Origin of the sequence: uncultured Lactobacillus sp. (genome assembly GCF_902491705.1) — a bacterium.
Classification (GTDB): domain Bacteria; phylum Bacillota; class Bacilli; order Lactobacillales; family Lactobacillaceae; genus Lactobacillus.
On the sequence record NZ_CABUIW010000045.1, the window covers coordinates 1 to 17,652 of the forward strand.

Annotated in this window: 14 protein-coding genes and 1 other annotated feature; of the genes, 10 read left to right on the forward strand and 4 right to left on the reverse strand. The window is 34.6% G+C overall.

The genetic code is table 11. The features are described 5' to 3' along the window. Positions 1-92: 92 nt before the first annotated feature. Both RDN22_RS08385 and RDN22_RS08390 read right to left on the reverse strand, forming a co-directional pair. A complete protein-coding gene (locus tag RDN22_RS08385) occupies positions 93-1,199 on the reverse strand; it encodes a low temperature requirement protein A (RefSeq protein ID WP_308557439.1) in 1,107 nt (368 codons plus the stop codon). A gap of 111 nt (positions 1,200-1,310) precedes the next feature. After that, positions 1,311-2,192, reverse strand: coding sequence for a LysR family transcriptional regulator (locus RDN22_RS08390; RefSeq protein WP_308557441.1), 882 nt, complete (start codon positions 2,190-2,192; stop codon positions 1,311-1,313). A 124-nt stretch (positions 2,193-2,316) separates the two neighbouring features. Here RDN22_RS08390 and RDN22_RS08395 point away from each other — a divergent pair, with 124 nt between their 5' ends. Continuing rightward, complete coding sequence (locus RDN22_RS08395; RefSeq protein ID WP_308557442.1) at positions 2,317-3,942, forward strand: malolactic enzyme; 1,626 nt, start codon at positions 2,317-2,319, stop codon at positions 3,940-3,942. A gap of 92 nt (positions 3,943-4,034) precedes the next feature. Here the strand turns inward: RDN22_RS08395 and RDN22_RS08400 are convergent, their stop codons facing one another. Next, positions 4,035-5,375, reverse strand: coding sequence for an MATE family efflux transporter (locus RDN22_RS08400; RefSeq protein WP_308557443.1), 1,341 nt, complete (start codon positions 5,373-5,375; stop codon positions 4,035-4,037). A 222-nt stretch (positions 5,376-5,597) separates the two neighbouring features. On the opposite strand from RDN22_RS08400, the gene RDN22_RS08405 reads away from it, so the two are divergent. The 9 genes from RDN22_RS08405 to RDN22_RS08445 all read left to right on the forward strand — a co-directional run bounded on the left by RDN22_RS08405 (position 5,598) and on the right by RDN22_RS08445 (position 17,467). Further along, positions 5,598-7,133 carry a hypothetical protein gene (locus tag RDN22_RS08405; protein ID WP_308557445.1) on the forward strand — a complete coding sequence of 512 codons (1,536 nt, stop codon included), beginning with the start codon at positions 5,598-5,600 and terminating at the stop codon, positions 7,131-7,133. Positions 7,134-7,393: 260 nt separating this feature from the next. Beyond that, complete coding sequence (locus RDN22_RS08410) at positions 7,394-10,216, forward strand: YSIRK-type signal peptide-containing protein (protein WP_308557447.1); 2,823 nt, start codon at positions 7,394-7,396, stop codon at positions 10,214-10,216. A 112-nt stretch (positions 10,217-10,328) separates the two neighbouring features. Next, positions 10,329-11,618, forward strand: a complete 1,290-nt coding sequence (locus RDN22_RS08415; protein ID WP_308557449.1) for a replication-associated recombination protein A — start codon at positions 10,329-10,331, stop codon at positions 11,616-11,618. A 92-nt stretch (positions 11,619-11,710) separates the two neighbouring features. Beyond that, a complete protein-coding gene (gene bsh, locus RDN22_RS08420; RefSeq protein WP_308557450.1) occupies positions 11,711-12,688 on the forward strand; it encodes a choloylglycine hydrolase in 978 nt (325 codons plus the stop codon). Between the two features lie 108 nt (positions 12,689-12,796). Continuing rightward, positions 12,797-13,207 (forward strand): MarR family transcriptional regulator, encoded by a 411-nt coding sequence (locus RDN22_RS08425; protein WP_308557452.1) that lies wholly within the window; start codon positions 12,797-12,799, stop codon positions 13,205-13,207. Further along, the gene (locus RDN22_RS08430; RefSeq protein ID WP_308557454.1) at positions 13,200-14,582 is read left to right on the forward strand and encodes an MFS transporter; all 1,383 of its coding nucleotides are present in this window, start codon (positions 13,200-13,202) and stop codon (positions 14,580-14,582) included. The genes RDN22_RS08425 and RDN22_RS08430 overlap by 8 nt, the downstream gene beginning before the upstream one ends. Positions 14,583-14,629: 47 nt before the next feature. Next, positions 14,630-15,232 carry a L,D-transpeptidase gene (locus RDN22_RS08435; protein WP_308557456.1) on the forward strand — a complete coding sequence of 201 codons (603 nt, stop codon included), beginning with the start codon at positions 14,630-14,632 and terminating at the stop codon, positions 15,230-15,232. Positions 15,233-15,369: 137 nt separating this feature from the next. After that, positions 15,370-15,620 (forward strand) — a binding site (T-box leader). Positions 15,621-15,679: 59 nt separating this feature from the next. Beyond that, a complete protein-coding gene (locus tag RDN22_RS08440; RefSeq protein WP_308557457.1) occupies positions 15,680-16,804 on the forward strand; it encodes a 5-methyltetrahydropteroyltriglutamate--homocysteine S-methyltransferase in 1,125 nt (374 codons plus the stop codon). A 189-nt stretch (positions 16,805-16,993) separates the two neighbouring features. Beyond that, a complete protein-coding gene (locus tag RDN22_RS08445; RefSeq protein WP_308557459.1) occupies positions 16,994-17,467 on the forward strand; it encodes an S-ribosylhomocysteine lyase in 474 nt (157 codons plus the stop codon). A 68-nt stretch (positions 17,468-17,535) separates the two neighbouring features. Here the strand turns inward: RDN22_RS08445 and RDN22_RS08450 are convergent. Further along, positions 17,536-17,652: IS3 family transposase (locus tag RDN22_RS08450; protein WP_308554877.1), on the reverse strand; the 117-nt coding region annotated here is incomplete at its 5' end.

Below are 17,652 nucleotides of genomic sequence, written 5' to 3' on the forward strand. Positions count from 1 at the left end.
TTGTTCTTTATTAAATTTAGTCATAATAAAAGACCCAAAAGTGTCTAACTTTTGGGTCTCACTTCACTACGCTTGAGGCGTAGCTTTTTTCGTTAATTCTGATATAACAATCTAACTTTCATTCCAGTGTTCAGTACACCAACAATTGCACTGCAGAGAACGACTACAAATAATGAAGGATTCATCAAAGAAATGATGTATCCAATCAATAAACTAAGAATCCAACAGGAGAAGTTAAGTTTATTGATATGACGATATTGTTCCTTGTTGTAATGGATTGCAATGGTAATCCCAATATAGAAGAGGAGCATCCCTCCATACAAACAAGAAATTGCAAAAACAGAATTTGCTTCTTTCTCACTAATGAACTTGAGTGAGACAGTAATTAAACTCAAACCAAACAAGATAAAGTAGTGAAGGTAGATCAACAAATTTCCAGTTTGGCCAGTCATCTTTTCTTCAATCAAATGATCGAATTCAGTAATGTAACCGAAGAACAAACTTGCAACAGTCAAGAAGACTAGGATTGAAACAAATGAGAAGTTACTTGGCTTAAAGTAGTCTGCAATTCCGATGATCGTTTCACCAAATGTGATGATGATTAACAATGTCAATCTTTCAAGCAGGTGTGAAAAGATAATTGGATGCTTCTTAGTATACTTTCCGGTAAAAGCAGGAAGAATCCAACTAATAATAATTCCTAGGAAAGCTACTAATCGTGCCCAGCCCGCATTTGATAAGCCACCAATCAATAGGGTGATTGTCCTAAAGCAAAGAATCCAGCTAAAGGCTTTAGCGATATCTTTATCAGCTTGATTATCAGCTTTGAAGAAAACAATCAAATACTGGAGCATTAACGTAAATGATAGTAGACTTGCTGCTAAGAAAAACGTTGTCATATTCTGGTAGCTAGTATTGCTAAAAGAATTTGACATATAAAGCAGAATTACCATATCAATAAAGTAGAAGGTGATGTCAGTCCAGCTAGAAGAACCATAACGATTGGTGAAGACCGACTGTACCATCCATGAATTGATAAAGACAATTACGATTACAGCAAAAATTAAAAACGATATAGGAGCGATTGTTCCATGATGAAGATGATGAATTAATCCAGTTGCTTGTGAAATCATGTAAGCAAAGACTAGATCATAGAATAACTCAATCATGGAAACACGCTTAGTTAGTATTTCTGGCATGTTTTATAAATCCCTTTCATATAATATTTTTCTATTTCATTATATGAAAGATAAGATAAGAAAGTAAAACTAACTTTATATCAAGATTTAAGGCATAACAATCAACATATATTAATAATCTTTGTTAATCAAAATCTGCCAAAATTCTTTTTCTGCATCAGTCATAATATAGTTTTCTCTAGTTGCAGCAGCTAAAATAAATTCAGGCTGATTCTCGTCAATTAAAGGAATAGTAACCACATTATCATTTTCAGTAATGGCTAAAGTTGTTAGATATGAAATGCCCAAATTTTGAGCGACTAAATTTTTTACTACTGTAACATCAGGACTGCGATAGATTGTATTGATATTAATTTGTTCTTTTTTCAACATCTGATTTAATGCTTTAGTATGAATAAAATCACTACTTAATCCAATAAAATTTTCATTAGCGATTTCCTTGAAGGAGATTGCTTTTTTCTTTGCAAAAGGATGATCTTTACTAACAACAATACAAATTGGATATCGCTTGATAATTTCTAATTTAATACCAGGTGCTGGACTTGTTTTCGTTAAACCAAGCATAGAAAAATTTATATGACCATCAATCAATAGATGATATAAATCATATGAGCCATTTTCAATTACGTTTAATCGATTGAGAAGTCCTTTAGTAAATAATTCTGGAACAATTTTTAGAAAATAATTTCTACCGATTATTGGTGGAAGACCGAAAGAAATAGTTGCCTCTTTGTTTTGCTTAATCTCTTCCTCGGCAATATTGATCTCATTTAAAATTGTTTGAACATGTTCATCGAATTGCATCCCTAAGCGCGTAATAATAATACTTTTATGCGATTGGTCTCGAATTAAAAATTTTCCACCAAATTTATTTTCCAATCGCTTCACAGCCGCAGTAATAGTAGGTTGACTGACACCAAATTTTTTTGCAGTTTTCGTATAGCTTTTTAAATTTACCAATTCATGGTAGTAGCGCAAGTCTTGTGTATTCATGGTTTTGCCCCTCATATAAAGAAATATTTGGTATAGTTAAACATTTGACTATAAACTTTATCGACTTCTATACTACTTCTAATCATACAAGATGATGAAAGGATAAACATAGGGGGATTTGAAAATGACAAATGCATATAATATTTTAAACGATCCTTTTTTAAACAAAGGAACTGCTTTTACTAAGAGTGAAAGAGAGAGTTTAGGTTTAGTTGGAACCCTTCCTGCAAAAGTACAAACAATTGAAGAGCAAGCTGAAAGAATTTATGAGCAATATAAAGCTCGCACCAAGAGTACTGAACGAAGAAAATTCTTGATGGAATTGTTTAATACTAATCGTACTCTTTTCTATTATGTAATCGAACAACATATTGAAGAATTATTACCAGTTATCTATGATCCGGTAATTGCGCCAGCCATTGAAAAATATAGCGAGATTTTCATGAAACCACAAGGTGCAGCATTCTTATCAATTGATGACTCTGACGAAATCGAAGCAAGCTTAATTAATGCGGCTGGTGGCAGAAAAATTAAATTGATCGTTGTTACCGACGGTGAAGGAATCCTTGGAATTGGAGACTGGGGTTCAAATGGTGTAAATATCTCTGTAGGTAAGTTAATGGTCTATACTGCTGCAGCAGGCATTGACCCACGTGAAGTTTTACCTGTGTCACTTGATGTAGGTACTAACAATCAAACTTTAATTGATGATCCACTTTATCTAGGAGAAAAACATGCACGAGTAACTGGCGATGATTACTATGAATTTGTAGATAAATTTGTAAAAACTGCTCGCAGCATTTTCCCAGATGTATATATTCACTTTGAAGACTTTGGCCGCGATAATGCCACTAAGATTTTGAATAAATATCGTAAAGAAATTCCAGTCTTCAATGATGATGTTCAAGGAACAGGAATTGTATGTCTAGCTGGCGTATTAGGTGCCTTAAATATTTCCAAGCAAAAATTTAGCGATCAAATTTTCCTTACTTTTGGTGCTGGAACTGCTGGAATGGGAATTGCTAATATGATGTATCGTGAAATGCTTGTTGAAGGTTTAAGCCCTGAAGAAGCCAAGAAACACTTTTATTTAGTTGATCGACAAGGATTACTCTTTAACGATACTCCAGGAATTACACCTGAACAGAAGCCATTTGTGCGTGATAGATCAGAATTTGATAATCCAGACGAATTAACTAATTTGGAAGCAGTTATTAAAACAGTTCATCCAACAATAATGATAGGTACCTCAACTACACCAGGTGCATTTACTGAAGCTGCTATTAAAGAAATGGCTGCTCATACTGAAAGACCAATTATTTTTCCAATTTCTAATCCAACTGAATTAATGGAAGCAAGCGCTAAAGATTTGATTAAGTGGACTGATGGTAGAGCATTAATTGCTACAGGTGTACCATCAGATCCAGTTGAATACAAGGGTACTAAATACTACATTGGTCAAGCCAACAATGCATTAATTTATCCAGGACTCGGTCTTGGTGTCTTAGCAAGTAAGGCTAAATTAGTTAGTGATGAGATGCTTTCTGCAGCTGCACATTCATTAGGCGGAATTGTTGATCCAGATGAAAAGGGAGCAGCAGTGTTGCCTCCAGTTTCAAAAATTAAGATCTTCTCTGAAAAAGAAGCAATCAGTGTTGCTCAAACTGCTATTGACCAAAAACTTGCAGATGAGAGCATTAAGGATGCCAAGGAAGCTACTGAAAATATGAAGTGGATTCCTAAATACTAAAAATTTATAGCTAAAATAAAAAGCCTATTTTCGGCAGTATTTATATTATTGATACTGTCTATGAAAGTAGGTTTTTTTATTGAATTCAATTCTTAATTAATATTTTTAATCTTATCTTTTAAATCTAGACTGAAGTGGAAAATTAAATATCCAATCAGCCAAGTAATAATATCAGTAACAGCTTGAGCCCAAATTATACCGTGATAGCCAATTACTCGATGCATAATTTCCATTGCTAGCCAATAAATGACGCCTTGTCTAGAGATTGCCATAATAAAGGCTGCCCAAGCATTACCTACAGATTGAAAGACAGTTGTATAAACTAAAATCATTCCTACTAGTGGGGTAGTGATCAAACAAGCAATTAACATGTAACTACCTACGTTAATAATATTTGCTTGATTCATAAATAATGCAATTATTGGACGGGCAAAAATAATCAGTACAACGCTTATTACAGCCGCATAAACTACTTGAACTAAGATATCGAATCTTAAAATATCTTTTAGTCGTTTCCAGTTTTTAGCACCGTAGTTATATCCAATTAAAGGCTGTGCACCAAAGGTGAAACCAACGATAACCAAAATAACGATGTTGTAAATTTTCTGTGTAATTCCCATTGCAGCTACTTGTGAAGCTCCATAAACAGCTAAAGAACTATTTAAAAGTGCCATTCCAAAGCTTTGAGCAAAGTTAGTAATGGATCCTGGAATACCGATTAAGAAAATATCTTTAATAGTTTTACCATCGATTTTCATTAATCGAGGATTTAAGTTAATATATTTTGCATTATGTAAAGTGAAGTAGATTAATAATATATCAGTTAATACATAACCCAAAATATTAGCAATACCCACACCAGTTGCACCCATTTTTAACACAAATAGAAAAATAGGATCTAGGATGATTGCTAAGATAGTTCCTGTCATCGTCGCAATCATAGCTTGCATTGCTAAGCCTTCAGTACGAATCAAGTTTTGTGGTACCAAAGAAAAGAGAATAAAGACAGCCCCTAAAGCAATGATTCGATAAAAATCAGCTGCATCCCCATATGTGCTAGCTCTTGCACCTAGCAAATAAAGAATTGGTCTTTCAAAAGCAAGCAGAATAATAGTTAATACAATACCAGTAATAATGCTGATATAAAGACAAAAGCTACTGGCATGCTTACTTAAGTCATACTTTTTTTCACCAAACAGCCGCGAAATAACACTACTGCCGCCAAGTCCAAAAATATCGGAGACAGCGATGATGAAATTAAATAGCGGCGCACCGATAGTGACGGCCGCTACCAAGTTAGTATCACCAGTTTTGGCAACAAACATTGTGTCGGCTAGATTATAGATCATGGTTGTGATCATACCTAGTACAACAGGAAACGCCAATTTGAAATAAACTTTCTTAATCGGCGCGTGTGCAAATAAGTCGTTCATAATATACCTCTAATTAAACTTTCCAAGATATATTATAGTAGATTTTTGAATTTCTAAGATCTTCCTTTTTTCATTGTTCAAACTTTGGTTACAAAACTTTTATATTTTTTAGAATAGCTAAACCTTTTCTTATGAGTTTTATTACAAAATGCGCATTTTTAATTCACAAATAGAACGTATGATAAACACAATCAATCGAAACTCATGAAAGGGGACGTTAAAATGAGAAAATCAAAATCTGTTATTGCTGTATCATTAGCAGCTGCAATGCTAGCAAGTGTAGTTGTTGAAACTGATCTTCAACCATCTACTGCTCAAGCAGCGACAACTACTAAAAAGAGCAATAAGTCAAAACCACCTAAAATGCCCAATGGTAAAAAGACAGGAACGCCTCCAACTAAACCTGGTAAGGGCAAAAAGATGGGAACTCCTCCGACCGGTAAAGCTGGTAAAGGCGGCCCCAACACTCAAAGTTATGACTATAAGGGGAAATTAAAGGCTACCCTTAATGTAAAATCTGGCACAAAAAAGATAGGTAAAAAGACTATCTCCAATACTAAAACAGATCAAAATGCAGCCCTTGTTCAAAAGAATGGAAAACTGGTTTTATCTGGAACTAAACTAACCAAAACAGGCAGTTCTAAAAGTGACGATAATGCCAACTTTTACGGATTGAATTCAATTTTACTAGCTAATGGTAAAAATGCTGTAGCCACAGTAAATAATGCCATACTTACATCAAACGCTACTGGAGCAAATGGTATTTTCGCCACTAACAAAGGTACTGTTAACGTAACAAACACTCAAATTAAAACTAGTGGTAAAGCTAATTCTAGAGGCTTAGATGCAACCTATGGTGGTAAGATTAACGCCAACAAAGTTAATATCTCTACTCAAGGTGATCACTCAGCTGCAGTTGCTACAGATAGGGGTGGCGGTACTGTCAATGTCAAAAATTCTAAGCTTACAACTAAAGGTTCTGGTTCACCACTAGTATATTCAACAGGAACAATCTCACTAAACAATGTAACAGGTACTGCAAGTGGTAGTCAGATTGCTGGTATGGAAGGATATAACAAGATTTCATTGAAGAATTCTAGTTTGACTTCAACTAGTAATAAGATTTCTGGCTCAGATCCAATTAAAAATGGAGTGATTATTTATCAATCTACCTCTGGGGATGCAGAAACTTCCTCAAGTAAAAGTGCTAACTTTAGTGCTGAAAATTCAACTTTAAAAACAAAGATATCAAGTGGCGCAATGTTCTATGTAACTAACACCACTGGAAAGATCACTCTGCAAAACACTAATTTGAAATTTGATTCCAATAATGTAGATTTGCTTCGCGTAGTAGGAAACAATTCTAACAATTGGGGTACCAAAGGCAAAAATGGGGGTCATATTACTTTAACAGTAAAAGATCAACAGCTTAAAGGCAACATTGTAGTCGACACCATTTCTAGCGCAAATATTAATTTAACTAACAATTCCACTTATACTGGTAAGACTCAAATTGTTACCAACAAATATGCTACTAGTTCTTCCAAGTCTAAGACGCCACTCATCATGAATATTGATAATAATTCAAAATGGGTAGTAACAGGCAATTCAACAATCACCAATTTAAATCTAGCAAAAGGTGGCAAGATCGTTGATAAAGATGGTAAGACAGTCACCATTGTAGCTAACGGAAAAACAGTTCAAAAGGGAACTAGTACTTACACAGTAACCGTAACAGGTAGTTTTACAAATAATTAAGTAGTTAAATTCTAAATTTTTTCTTCATACAAAAACCTTGAAATAAGGCTTAGAAATTTTCAAAAATGAAGGTTTCTAAGCCTTTTTATTTTTTAATAAGGTCATCTTTTTCAAAATTATAATTCAAAAGTTATAGTTTTATGTTATTTATTTATACAAAAATAAAAAGTCTAAAATCTTGAAAAGTATAGTAATGCCTAATATACTGAGAATGAAGGGATGGAAAATGATATTTAGATAATTGGAAGAGGATGGCAAAAATGTTATTTAAAAATGACTCTCAAATAAAAAGATTTAATCAGGAACAACCACATTTCTCAATTAGAAAATTAAGTGTTGGTGCAGCTTCTGTTTTAATTGGAATTAGTCTAATGGGTTTTACTAATCAAAGCGTCAAAGCTGACACAGTTTCTGAACCGACTACTGAAGAAACTACAAAGACTAATACAAATAATTCTGATCAACAAACTCTAAAGAAGAATAATGTTCCATCCGTTGAACAATCCTCAACTGTAGAAAAAGAAAATTCTTCAAATACTGAACAAAATTCAGTTGTAGAAAAACAGGATGGTACTACTGATAAAACTTCTCAAAGTACGGTTCCTACTTCAAACCAAGCTAATACAGAAGTAATAAATGAATATCCTAAAACAAATGTAGTCCAAGGTCAGAATTTAAATGCAAGTTCAAAACCTTCAGACTCTCAATCCACTGATACTCAAAACAAGGCTCTAAAATCTTTAGATGAGGCTAAAAAAGCTCCAGCTGTTCAGCCAGCAAAAGGCAATGAAGAAAGTAACGGCGAAGATATCAAGGGCATCAACAGTAAGATTACTATCACTGGTGAGAACAAATATACTGGTAAAACTTCAGAATCAAGTGCTAAGAATGTTGAAGTAAATCCTTCTATTACTAAGGATTTGAACATGGTCATTACTATTGAAAATAATAGTGATACTGACAAGAATATTAGCACTTCTTATCCTGATAATGCTTATGCCTTACCAGCCTATAATGGCCGCAAGAATGCTAATATCGTTGTCGATAGTTCAAGAGTAACAATCAACAATAACCAAGTAACTTTTGGCGGTAATTATCAAGATGCTGGTTTAACTATTACTAACTGGGATGCAGCAAACGAACAAGGATCATCAGGCTTTAACAATAAGGAAGAAACAATTGCTAAAATCGTAAATGATCCTAGTTTAATCGGTGGTTTCCAAATTTCAGGAACTATAAAAGCTCACCAAATTGCAACCATTATTGTTCCTTTGAAAGTTGTTAATCCGGATCAAAAATCTGGTGGAAGCAAATTTGAAAGACAATATGGTCAAGCAGTTGTAATTAGCCTTGATCCAGAAGGTGGACGCAGTGCTGGTGACTACACTAGCGTTAACTCCAGCGTTGATACTTTAGTAGACAACAATATTGCAAACCTTGCTGATAATGATGGTAATTTGACACTTAATGCCGATGTTACTAACGGTGGACTTTTAACTCATCAAGAAACACTCGAATTTAACTTAAACAATATAGCTAACTTCAATAATAATCATCAAGTTCATGTTGTATTTGATCACAGTAAAGAAATTAATCTCGACTGGGCTGGCATTAATGGTGATAGTATTCAATATAAAGTTAATGGTGTTTACAAGACTGCTAGTCAAATGACTGATGCTGACTGGAAAAACGTTACCGCAGTTAAGGTCAATGCGGGTTTAGCATCAGGTGCCACTGGTAAAATTTCCATTCCAGTTAAGGTTCAAAATGTTGATCAGATCAAGAATGATTTGTTGACTAACGCTACTGCTAACCAGTCAAACTTAAGACAAAATACAGTTTCAATTAATACTTCTGTTGATTCAAAATCAATTGGTAATCCAAAGACAACAACTTACTATTACGAATTACCTGCAGATGCTACGATGAATGCAGTTAACGCTAATATCGCTCATCAAAAGGGAATTTTACCAACAGTTTTAACTGTTGATGCAAATGGTATTCGTCATTATGTAGATATCCCAGAAATTCAGGATTTGATGCCATATTTGAATAAGGAAGACTTTATTTATCAAAATATCGGTCACACTGACAGTAGTAAAGTCTTATTTACTGATGGTACTTTAAAGATTAAGTTGGATAAGATCTTTAATGCACTTAAAGACCACGGCTACTCAGTAAATATTCAAAACAATAATGGCAATAAATCAACTTGGCCTCTCTACAGCTATAATGTTTCAGCAAGCGGCAATATTAACTTGTACGTTCAATTACAGAACATTTTTGATACCAAGGATTTAAACTTAACGCCTAACGATAGTTGGAACTCAAATGATAGTTTAATTTCCGCAAAAGTAGAATTTTATAACCCAGTTACCATGAGACAGACTGGCTCAGAAGATTTAAAGGCTAATGGTAATTACACTTATGATCTTTATGATCCAGCAGGTAATCAAATTGCAAAGAATGTTCCAGTTGGTCAAAATATTGGCAAATTGAGTGTGGGTAGATATCGTGTTGTTTACCACTATGAAATTAATGGAAATGAAATGGTTTCTAAAGAGGCTTATATCAATGTAAGTGAACCAGTTCAACCTACAAATCCTGTGCAACCAACTAATCCACCTGCACCTGTAACACCTGAACAACCAACTGTACCAGAAAATCCAACAAGTCCAGTGCAACCATCTAGTCCAAGTAACTCAAACGTTACTCCATTGCCAGAAATCACCCCAACTAGACCAGTAGCGCCATCTGCTCCAGATGTAAATGCAGATAGTGATTCTGATACTGTTCGTCCTCATGCAGAAAAGGTGAGTGCTGGTAGCAACAAGAAAACTGTCACTCCAAAGAATATGAATGTAATCAATAATAAAGTTGCTAAAGCTATGCCAGTTTCAAATGTACACTCACAACAGGTCGCACACCCACAAGCTAATAGTAAGAATGTAACTAGAAATGATGAAAATACATTACCACAAACTGGCGAAAGGAAAGAAACGAATGCTGCAATCGTTGGATTGCTAGCTGCTGCTTTAGGCATCTTGGGTTTAGCAATTACTAAACATAAAGCTAGAAACTAAATTTTAATTAACGAATAAAAAACAGGAGAAAGGATCACTAAACCTTTTCTCCTGTTTATTATTTCTCATGCTTTATAATGTAACTTAGACACAATAAAAGAAGGAAGTAATTATGACTTTTAAGCAACCGCTTGCCGATCTAATGCGACCAAAAGCACTAGATGAAATGGTGGGCCAGAAGCATTTACTAGCAAAAGGACAACCACTTTATCAAATTATCAATGAACATATTCCACTTAGTCTACTTTTATGGGGACCACCTGGGTGCGGGAAAACTACATTAGCTTATGTAATGTCGCAAACCTTGAAATTACCTTTTGAAAAATTCAACGCATCTATTCAAAATAAAAGCCAATTGCAAAAATTGATTCAGAAACATCCTGATGAAAGCTTTGTCTTACTTTTAGACGAAATTCATCGTTTAACTAAGCCAATCCAAGATTATCTATTGCCATATTTAGAAAATGGTCATGTTTTATTGGTAGGTACAACGACTGAAAATCCAATTATGTCAATTCAGCCAGCCATTAGATCTAGATGTCAGATATTTGAGTTTTATCCAATTAGTGCAAAAGACGTAGAACCTGTTTTAATCAAAGCCGCAAAAAAGCAACTAGGCTTTGATTTACCTAAAGAGCAAGCCCATGCAATAGCTAATAGTGGCAATGGGGATGTACGCGTATCTTTAAATATTTTAGATACACTTAACGCTATGCATCCCCAAAACATCTCAATGCAAGATATTGAGCAATTTGCTAAAAATCAACATTTTGCTTTCGATAAAGATGCTACTAAACATTACGATTATCTTTCCGCGTTTCAAGATTCAATCGAAGGTTCTGATGCCGACGCAGCCTTATATTATTTAGCGGTTATCTTAAAATCCGGCGATCTAGAATCAGTTGTTAGACGACTTAAAGATTCTGCTGCCTTAGATGTTGGGCTAGCAGATCCTGCAAGAGTGGCTCAAGTAATTACTTTGGCCAATACTGCCCTTGAAATTGGCTTGCCACGTGCTTCAACTCATCTTGCTATGGCAACAATCTTACTCGCGATAGCACCGCGATCAGATTCCGCAATGCAAGCTTATTATCAAGCAGCTAAAGACGCAGAGCATCCTACAGATCATCCGATGCCAAAATATTTACAAGATTCACACTATAAAGGTGCTGGTAAATTGCGTGGTGCTGGAGAAATGCAAAATATGTTTGATTTGCCACATAATATAGCTAGACAAGAATACTTGCCTAAAGATCTAGTAGGTAAGCATTACTATATTCCTGCTCAAAACAAATCAGAAGAGAAGCTTTATTCCCAATATCAAGCTTTATACAAATACATTTATCAAAAGCCGTTTATTCCTACTAAGTTTCCTGATCACTTTGAACATTTCAAAAGTTAAAAATTTATACTTTTCTTAATTTTAATGCAGTGCTGTTAAGAGTAGAATAGCCTTGTTATAAAAATTAGGTTATAGAAAGAGTGTAGATAAACATGTGTACATCTATTTGTTACAATCCAAATGATCATTACTTTGGTAGAAACCTTGACTATGAAATTGCTTATGGTCAAAAGGTAGTTATCGTTCCAAGAAACTACGAATTTAAATATAGACAATTACCAACGCAAAAGTCACATTATGCTTTTATTGGCGTCTCCGTAGTTAGCGATGATTACCCATTATTATGTGATGCTATTAATGAAAAGGGCTTAGGAATTGCCGGCTTAAACTTCCTTGGACCTAACCACTACTTCCCAGAAATTGAAGGTAAGAAAAACATTGCCTCCTTTGAATTAATACCATACTTATTAAGTAATTTCGAAACTACTGATGACGTTAAAAAGGCTTTAGCTAATGCAAATATTTCAAACGCTAGTTTTGCAGATAACCTTCCTGCATCTGATTTGCACTGGCTTATGAGTGATAAAACTGGAAAGAGCATCGTAGTTGAATCAACTGAATCTGGCTTACACATTTACGATAATCCAGTAAACGTTTTGACTAATAACCCAGAATTTCCAAATCAATTAAGCAAATTAAGTGATTATGCTGATGTTACTCCAGGTACTCCTAAAAATACTTTAGTACCTAATGTTGATTTAAACATGTACAGCAGAAGTCTTGGTACTCATCATTTACCTGGTGGTATGGATTCAAGTTCTCGTTTTGTTAAGAGTGCATTTGCTTTAGCTCATGCTCCTAAAGGTAAGGACGAAGTAGAAAACGTTACTAACTACTTCCACATTTTACACTCTGTTGAACAACCTAAGGGCTTAGATGAAGTAGAAGATAATCGCTTCGAATTTACCATGTACACTGATTGCATGAACTTAGACAAGGGTATTCTATACTTCACCACTTATGATAATAACCGCATCAGTGCAGTAGATATGCATAAAGCAGACTTAGACGCCAAAGATTTAATTTGTTACGATTTGTTCAAGAAGCAAGACATCGATTATATGAATTAAAATTTTAGCCACTCACAAATGTGAGTGGTTTTTCTTTGTAATTATGTTTGACATCTAACAAAAATAAAATTACCATATGTTAGGCGTCTAACATAATTTGGAGGGAATATGGAACCAATTAAAAAAATAGTTAAACAAGCAACGACACAGATCGAGAGAGAACGCGATCATTTTGCCGCGAGCTTGAACATTACTGGCACACAAATGTCTGTAATTGATTTTTTGTCAAATATGCCTGATTACACAGCTAGTCAAAATGAAATCGAGCAAGAATTTGATATTCGACGATCAACTACAACAATTATGCTTCAAAGAATGGAGAAAAGAGGTTTAATTGAGCGAATTACCAGTCCAAATGACAAGAGGCAAAAACTAGTTAAATTAACTGAAAAAGCTCAGACTTTGGTCGAAAAAATTCATGAATATATGAAACAAGATGACCTAAAACTAAGAGCAAATTTTACTAATGAAGAACTAGAAATCACTAGAAAGGTGTTGGAATTAATTAAAAATGGCTAAAAATGAAAAAATACCTGCAAAAGTTTTTGCGGCAATTGTTGCGACAGGATTGATGTCATTTTGTGGAGTTATCGTTGAAACTTCGATGAATATTGCCTTTCCAACTTTGATGAAAGACTTTTCAGTATCAACAAACACTGTATCGTGGATCACCTCAATTTATTTATTGGCAATTTCAATCATTGTGCCAATTTCTGCGATCTTAAAGAGCAGTTACAAAACCAAAAATCTTTTTCTAACTGCTAATATTTTATTCCTGTGCGGTCTTATTATTGATGCAATTGCACCGGCTTTTATTTTTCTATTGCTGGGAAGAGTAGTACAAGGAATTGCGACTGGGATCGCCTTGCCGCTTATGTTTAACATCATTTTAGAACAGGTCCCTAAATCAAAAATAGGGACCATGATGGGAGTCGGCAACTTGATTACTGGTGCAGCTCCGGCATTAGGTCCAACTTTTGGTGGTATTGTCATCAACAACTTAGGTTGGCGTTGGATTTTTTATTTATTATTGCCATTTATAATACTTTCACTGATTTTAGGACTATGGGGAATCGAACAAAAATCTAAGCTAGTTAAGCAAAGAATTGATGTACCAAGCTTCTTGCTAATTGCAGTCTTCTTTAGTGGAGCGATTTATGGCTTTAGTAGTTTAAGCAACGGCAATATTTTAGAAATTGTTGTACCTTTAATTCTAGTAATTTTAGCGGCAATTCTATTAGTCAAAAGAACAAAGAAGATACCACATCCTTTACTTAAGCTTGATTTATTTAAGAATAAATATTTTACTGCATCTGTATTAGGATTTTTCTTAATTCAAATGATATCGCTGGGTAATGCCTTCTTAATTCCAAACTACATTCAGTTAACTAATGGCAGCAGTGCGATGACTGCCGGATTGATAGTTCTACCAGCTGGTGCAATCGGCGCAATAATGGGGCCAATTGGCGGACACTTGCTTGATAAACATGGTGCAAGAAATGTAACTTTAGCCGGTGTTTATTTGATGATTGCTGAATTAGCTATTTTCACTCTTTCAGCTAGAAACATGTCTAACTTATTCATCATGTTGGTCTACATTCTTTACATGGGCGGAATGGGCATGATCTTAGGTAATGTTATGACTTATGCACTTAGTCGAATTGATAAAAAATGGGTTACACAAGGTAATGCTATTTTAAGTACTGTTCAACAATTTGCTGGTGCGGTAGGTACATCAGTCACTTCCGCAATTGTAGCTGTAAGTCAGAATACTTTTCATTCAAAAGTCGGTATGCCAACTGCAATTGGTACGCAACATGCCTATATCTTTTTATTAATCATTGCAATAATTATCTGGTCTTTGTTCTTCAAATATGTAAAAGATGAAAAGTAATAATTGGTGTAAAATATAGCTAATCCATTTGAAAGTTGAGATTACAAATGAAAAAGAAGTTTAAATTAGCATTAGTTGCAGCTGCTTTGCTTGCATTTCCATTAACTACTAAAGCTCAACCAGTTAATGCCGCAAACAAGACAGTAATTAAGCTAAAGAAATCAGATTTTCAACCATATAGTGATCCTGCTGACATGCGTAAGATGACAGGAACCTATTGGAAAAAATCTAGTGAGACTAAAAAAGCATATCCTAATTTACGTAAAGTGAAGAATTTGAATTTACGTGTATCTATTTTAGGTAACCGTACCTATGTTAGAAGTGGTAAAAAGGTTCTTTACACGATGTATAGTTCTGCTGGTAGAATTATAAACGGCAAAAGTTTAACGCCACGTGGCACTTATCATACAAATGCGTATCATCCACACCGTTTTTCAGAAGCCTTATATCCAGTAGGTTGGATTGGACAATTATATTTGTTCCACTCAGTACCAACTCATATGTGGTCAAACGAGTTTATATTAAGTGAGGCTCATAAATTAGGTAAGATGCCTGCAAGTCATGGTTGTGTTCGCTTGTCAGTAAGAGATGCCAAGTGGCTTCATGACCATGTGCCGTATAATACAAAAGTTGAAATCCATTATAAATAAAAAATAAGCCAAGATGCCTATGCACCTTGGCTTTATTTGTCCTGTAAATGAAATTATTTATGATAATTTTGAATAATTTATTAAAAAATATTGACAAAGTTAATTGAAGATTATAATATAGTATCAAATCAAGATAACAAGCGACGAAGAAAAGATAAGTAGTTAGCGTGTACCGTCAAAGAGAGCTGCGAATGGTGAAATGCAGTACGGAAAGACCTAATGAAAATGGTCTTGGAGTCCATTGAAATGCAAGCATTAGTAAGCAGTTCACGGGGGATGCCCGATATAGCATTCGAGTATAATTTCTTAATTAAGAAACGTACTTAGTAAGGATATTGATGTGAATTAATATCGAATATGGGTGGTAACACGCTAAAGCGTCCCTAGGCTGATATAGCCTTGGGGCGCTTTTTTTTCGCCATTTTTAATAAATAGGGAGATAAGAATATGAGTAAAACTTTAGTACATTATGATATTGTTGGTAGTTTTTTAAGACCAGAAAACTTAAAAAAGGCACGTGCTGATTTTGCGGCAAATAAGATTTCTGCAGCTGATTTAAAAAAGGTTGAAGATGAAGAAATTGCTAAATTAGTAAAAAAGGAAGAAGAAGCTGGTTTAAAAATTGTCACTGATGGTGAATTTAGAAGAAGTTACTGGCACCTTGATACTTTCTGGGGCTTTGGCGGGATCGAACATGTACAAGCAGAACATGGTTATCAATTTAATGGCGAAGAAACTCGTAAAGATGCTGCTAAAGTAGTTGGAAAAATTACTTATCAACCAGGACATCCCGATGTTAAAGCCTTTGATTATTTGAAGCAATTAACAGCTGACAGTGATGTAATTCCTCGTCAAAGTATTCCTTCTCCAGCACAATTTTACTGTGAATTAATTTGTCGTAATGATGAACTAATTGCAGCAACTGATCGCATTTATCCGGATCACAATGATTTAGCTCATGATGTTTCTCAAGCCTATCATGATTTGATTTTGGATCTTTACAATCATGGTGCTCGTGATATTAAGCTGGATGATTGTACTTGGGGCGTTTTAGCCGATGATAAATTCTGGCCAGCATTTTCTGAAAAAGGTCGTTTGCAAAGGGATGAAATTTCTAGCTTGTACCAAAAGATTAACGAAGATGCATTGGTTGATTTGCCAGCTGATTTAAGAATTTCAACTCATATCTGCCGCGGCAATTATGATTCACATTGGGCAGCTCAAGGTGGATATGCTCCAGTTGCTAAGTACGTCTTTAAAGAAAAGGGTGTTGATGCCTTTTACCTTGAATTTGATGATGAAAGATCTGGTAATTTTGAGCCTATTAAAGAAGTAGCGCCAGATAAGGAAGTGGTCCTAGGTTTAGTAACTACTAAGAAACCAGAATTAGAAAAAGCAGAAGATTTAATTGCTCGTATTAAAGAAGCAAGTGCATACCATGATTTGGATAATTTGTCTTTAAGCACTCAATGTGGTTTTGCTTCAACTGAAGAGGGTAATCATTTAACAGAAGACGATGAATGGAAAAAGATTGCTTTAGTAATCGATACTGCTAAGCAAGTTTGGAAATAATTTAAAAGCAAACTATTAATGAATAGGAGGACAAGAAAATGAAACAGAAATTATGGATATCACTTCAGGTTATTTGGGGATTGCTCATTTGTCTTGGCCTCTACGTCTTTGCAAATTTGTCGTGAAAAATTACCAAGAGCATTATAATTAATCTAAAAATAATTTATATATAAAAGGAGAAGAATTCATATGGCTAAAGTAGAAAGTTTTACATTAGATCACACTAAAGTTAAGGCACCTTACGTTCGTTTAATTACTGTTGAAGAAGGTCCTAAAGGCGATAAAATTTCAAATTATGATTTACGCTTAGTTCAACCTAACGAAAATGCCATTCCTACTGGTGGTTTACATACTATTGAACACTTGCTTGCTAGTTTGCTTCGTGACCGTCTTGATGGCGTAATCGATTGTTCACCATTTGGCTGTAGAACTGGTTTCCACTTGATTGTCTGGGGTGAACATTCAACTACTGAGGTTGCAAAAGCACTTAAATCTTCTCTTGAAGAGATCCGTGACACTATCACTTGGGAAGATGTACCAGGTACAACCATTAAAACTTGTGGTAACTATCGTGATCACTCATTGTTCACTGCAAAAGAATGGTGCCGCGACATTCTTGAAAAAGGCATCAGTGATGATCCATTTAACAGAAATGTGATTTAGTCAATTAATAATTCAAAAAAATAAGATTCAGTAAGTTATATTGAAGTGGGACCTAAAAAGTAGACATTTTAAAACATAGGATTAATAGAGGCTTGATTCCGATATTCTTTCGGAGTTAAGCCTTTTAATCTGCTCTTTATCCTTTCTTCGTTATAGTATTTGATATATTCCTCTATAGCTTGAGC

Excerpts from the sequence above, each read along its gene's own strand:
- RDN22_RS08385 (WP_308557439.1), bottom strand. The coding sequence starts at position 1,199 with ATGCCAGAAATACTAACTAAGCGTGTTTCCATGATTGAGTTATTCTAT.
- RDN22_RS08390 (WP_308557441.1), bottom strand. The coding sequence starts at position 2,192 with ATGAATACACAAGACTTGCGCTACTACCATGAATTGGTAAATTTAAAA.
- RDN22_RS08395 (WP_308557442.1), top strand. The coding sequence starts at position 2,317 with ATGACAAATGCATATAATATTTTAAACGATCCTTTTTTAAACAAAGGA.
- RDN22_RS08400 (WP_308557443.1), bottom strand. The coding sequence starts at position 5,375 with ATGAACGACTTATTTGCACACGCGCCGATTAAGAAAGTTTATTTCAAA.
- RDN22_RS08405 (WP_308557445.1), top strand. The coding sequence starts at position 5,598 with ATGAGAAAATCAAAATCTGTTATTGCTGTATCATTAGCAGCTGCAATG.
- RDN22_RS08410 (WP_308557447.1), top strand. The coding sequence starts at position 7,394 with ATGTTATTTAAAAATGACTCTCAAATAAAAAGATTTAATCAGGAACAA.
- RDN22_RS08415 (WP_308557449.1), top strand. The coding sequence starts at position 10,329 with ATGACTTTTAAGCAACCGCTTGCCGATCTAATGCGACCAAAAGCACTA.
- bsh (WP_308557450.1), top strand. The coding sequence starts at position 11,711 with ATGTGTACATCTATTTGTTACAATCCAAATGATCATTACTTTGGTAGA.
- RDN22_RS08425 (WP_308557452.1), top strand. The coding sequence starts at position 12,797 with ATGGAACCAATTAAAAAAATAGTTAAACAAGCAACGACACAGATCGAG.
- RDN22_RS08430 (WP_308557454.1), top strand. The coding sequence starts at position 13,200 with ATGGCTAAAAATGAAAAAATACCTGCAAAAGTTTTTGCGGCAATTGTT.
- RDN22_RS08435 (WP_308557456.1), top strand. The coding sequence starts at position 14,630 with ATGAAAAAGAAGTTTAAATTAGCATTAGTTGCAGCTGCTTTGCTTGCA.
- RDN22_RS08440 (WP_308557457.1), top strand. The coding sequence starts at position 15,680 with ATGAGTAAAACTTTAGTACATTATGATATTGTTGGTAGTTTTTTAAGA.
- RDN22_RS08445 (WP_308557459.1), top strand. The coding sequence starts at position 16,994 with ATGGCTAAAGTAGAAAGTTTTACATTAGATCACACTAAAGTTAAGGCA.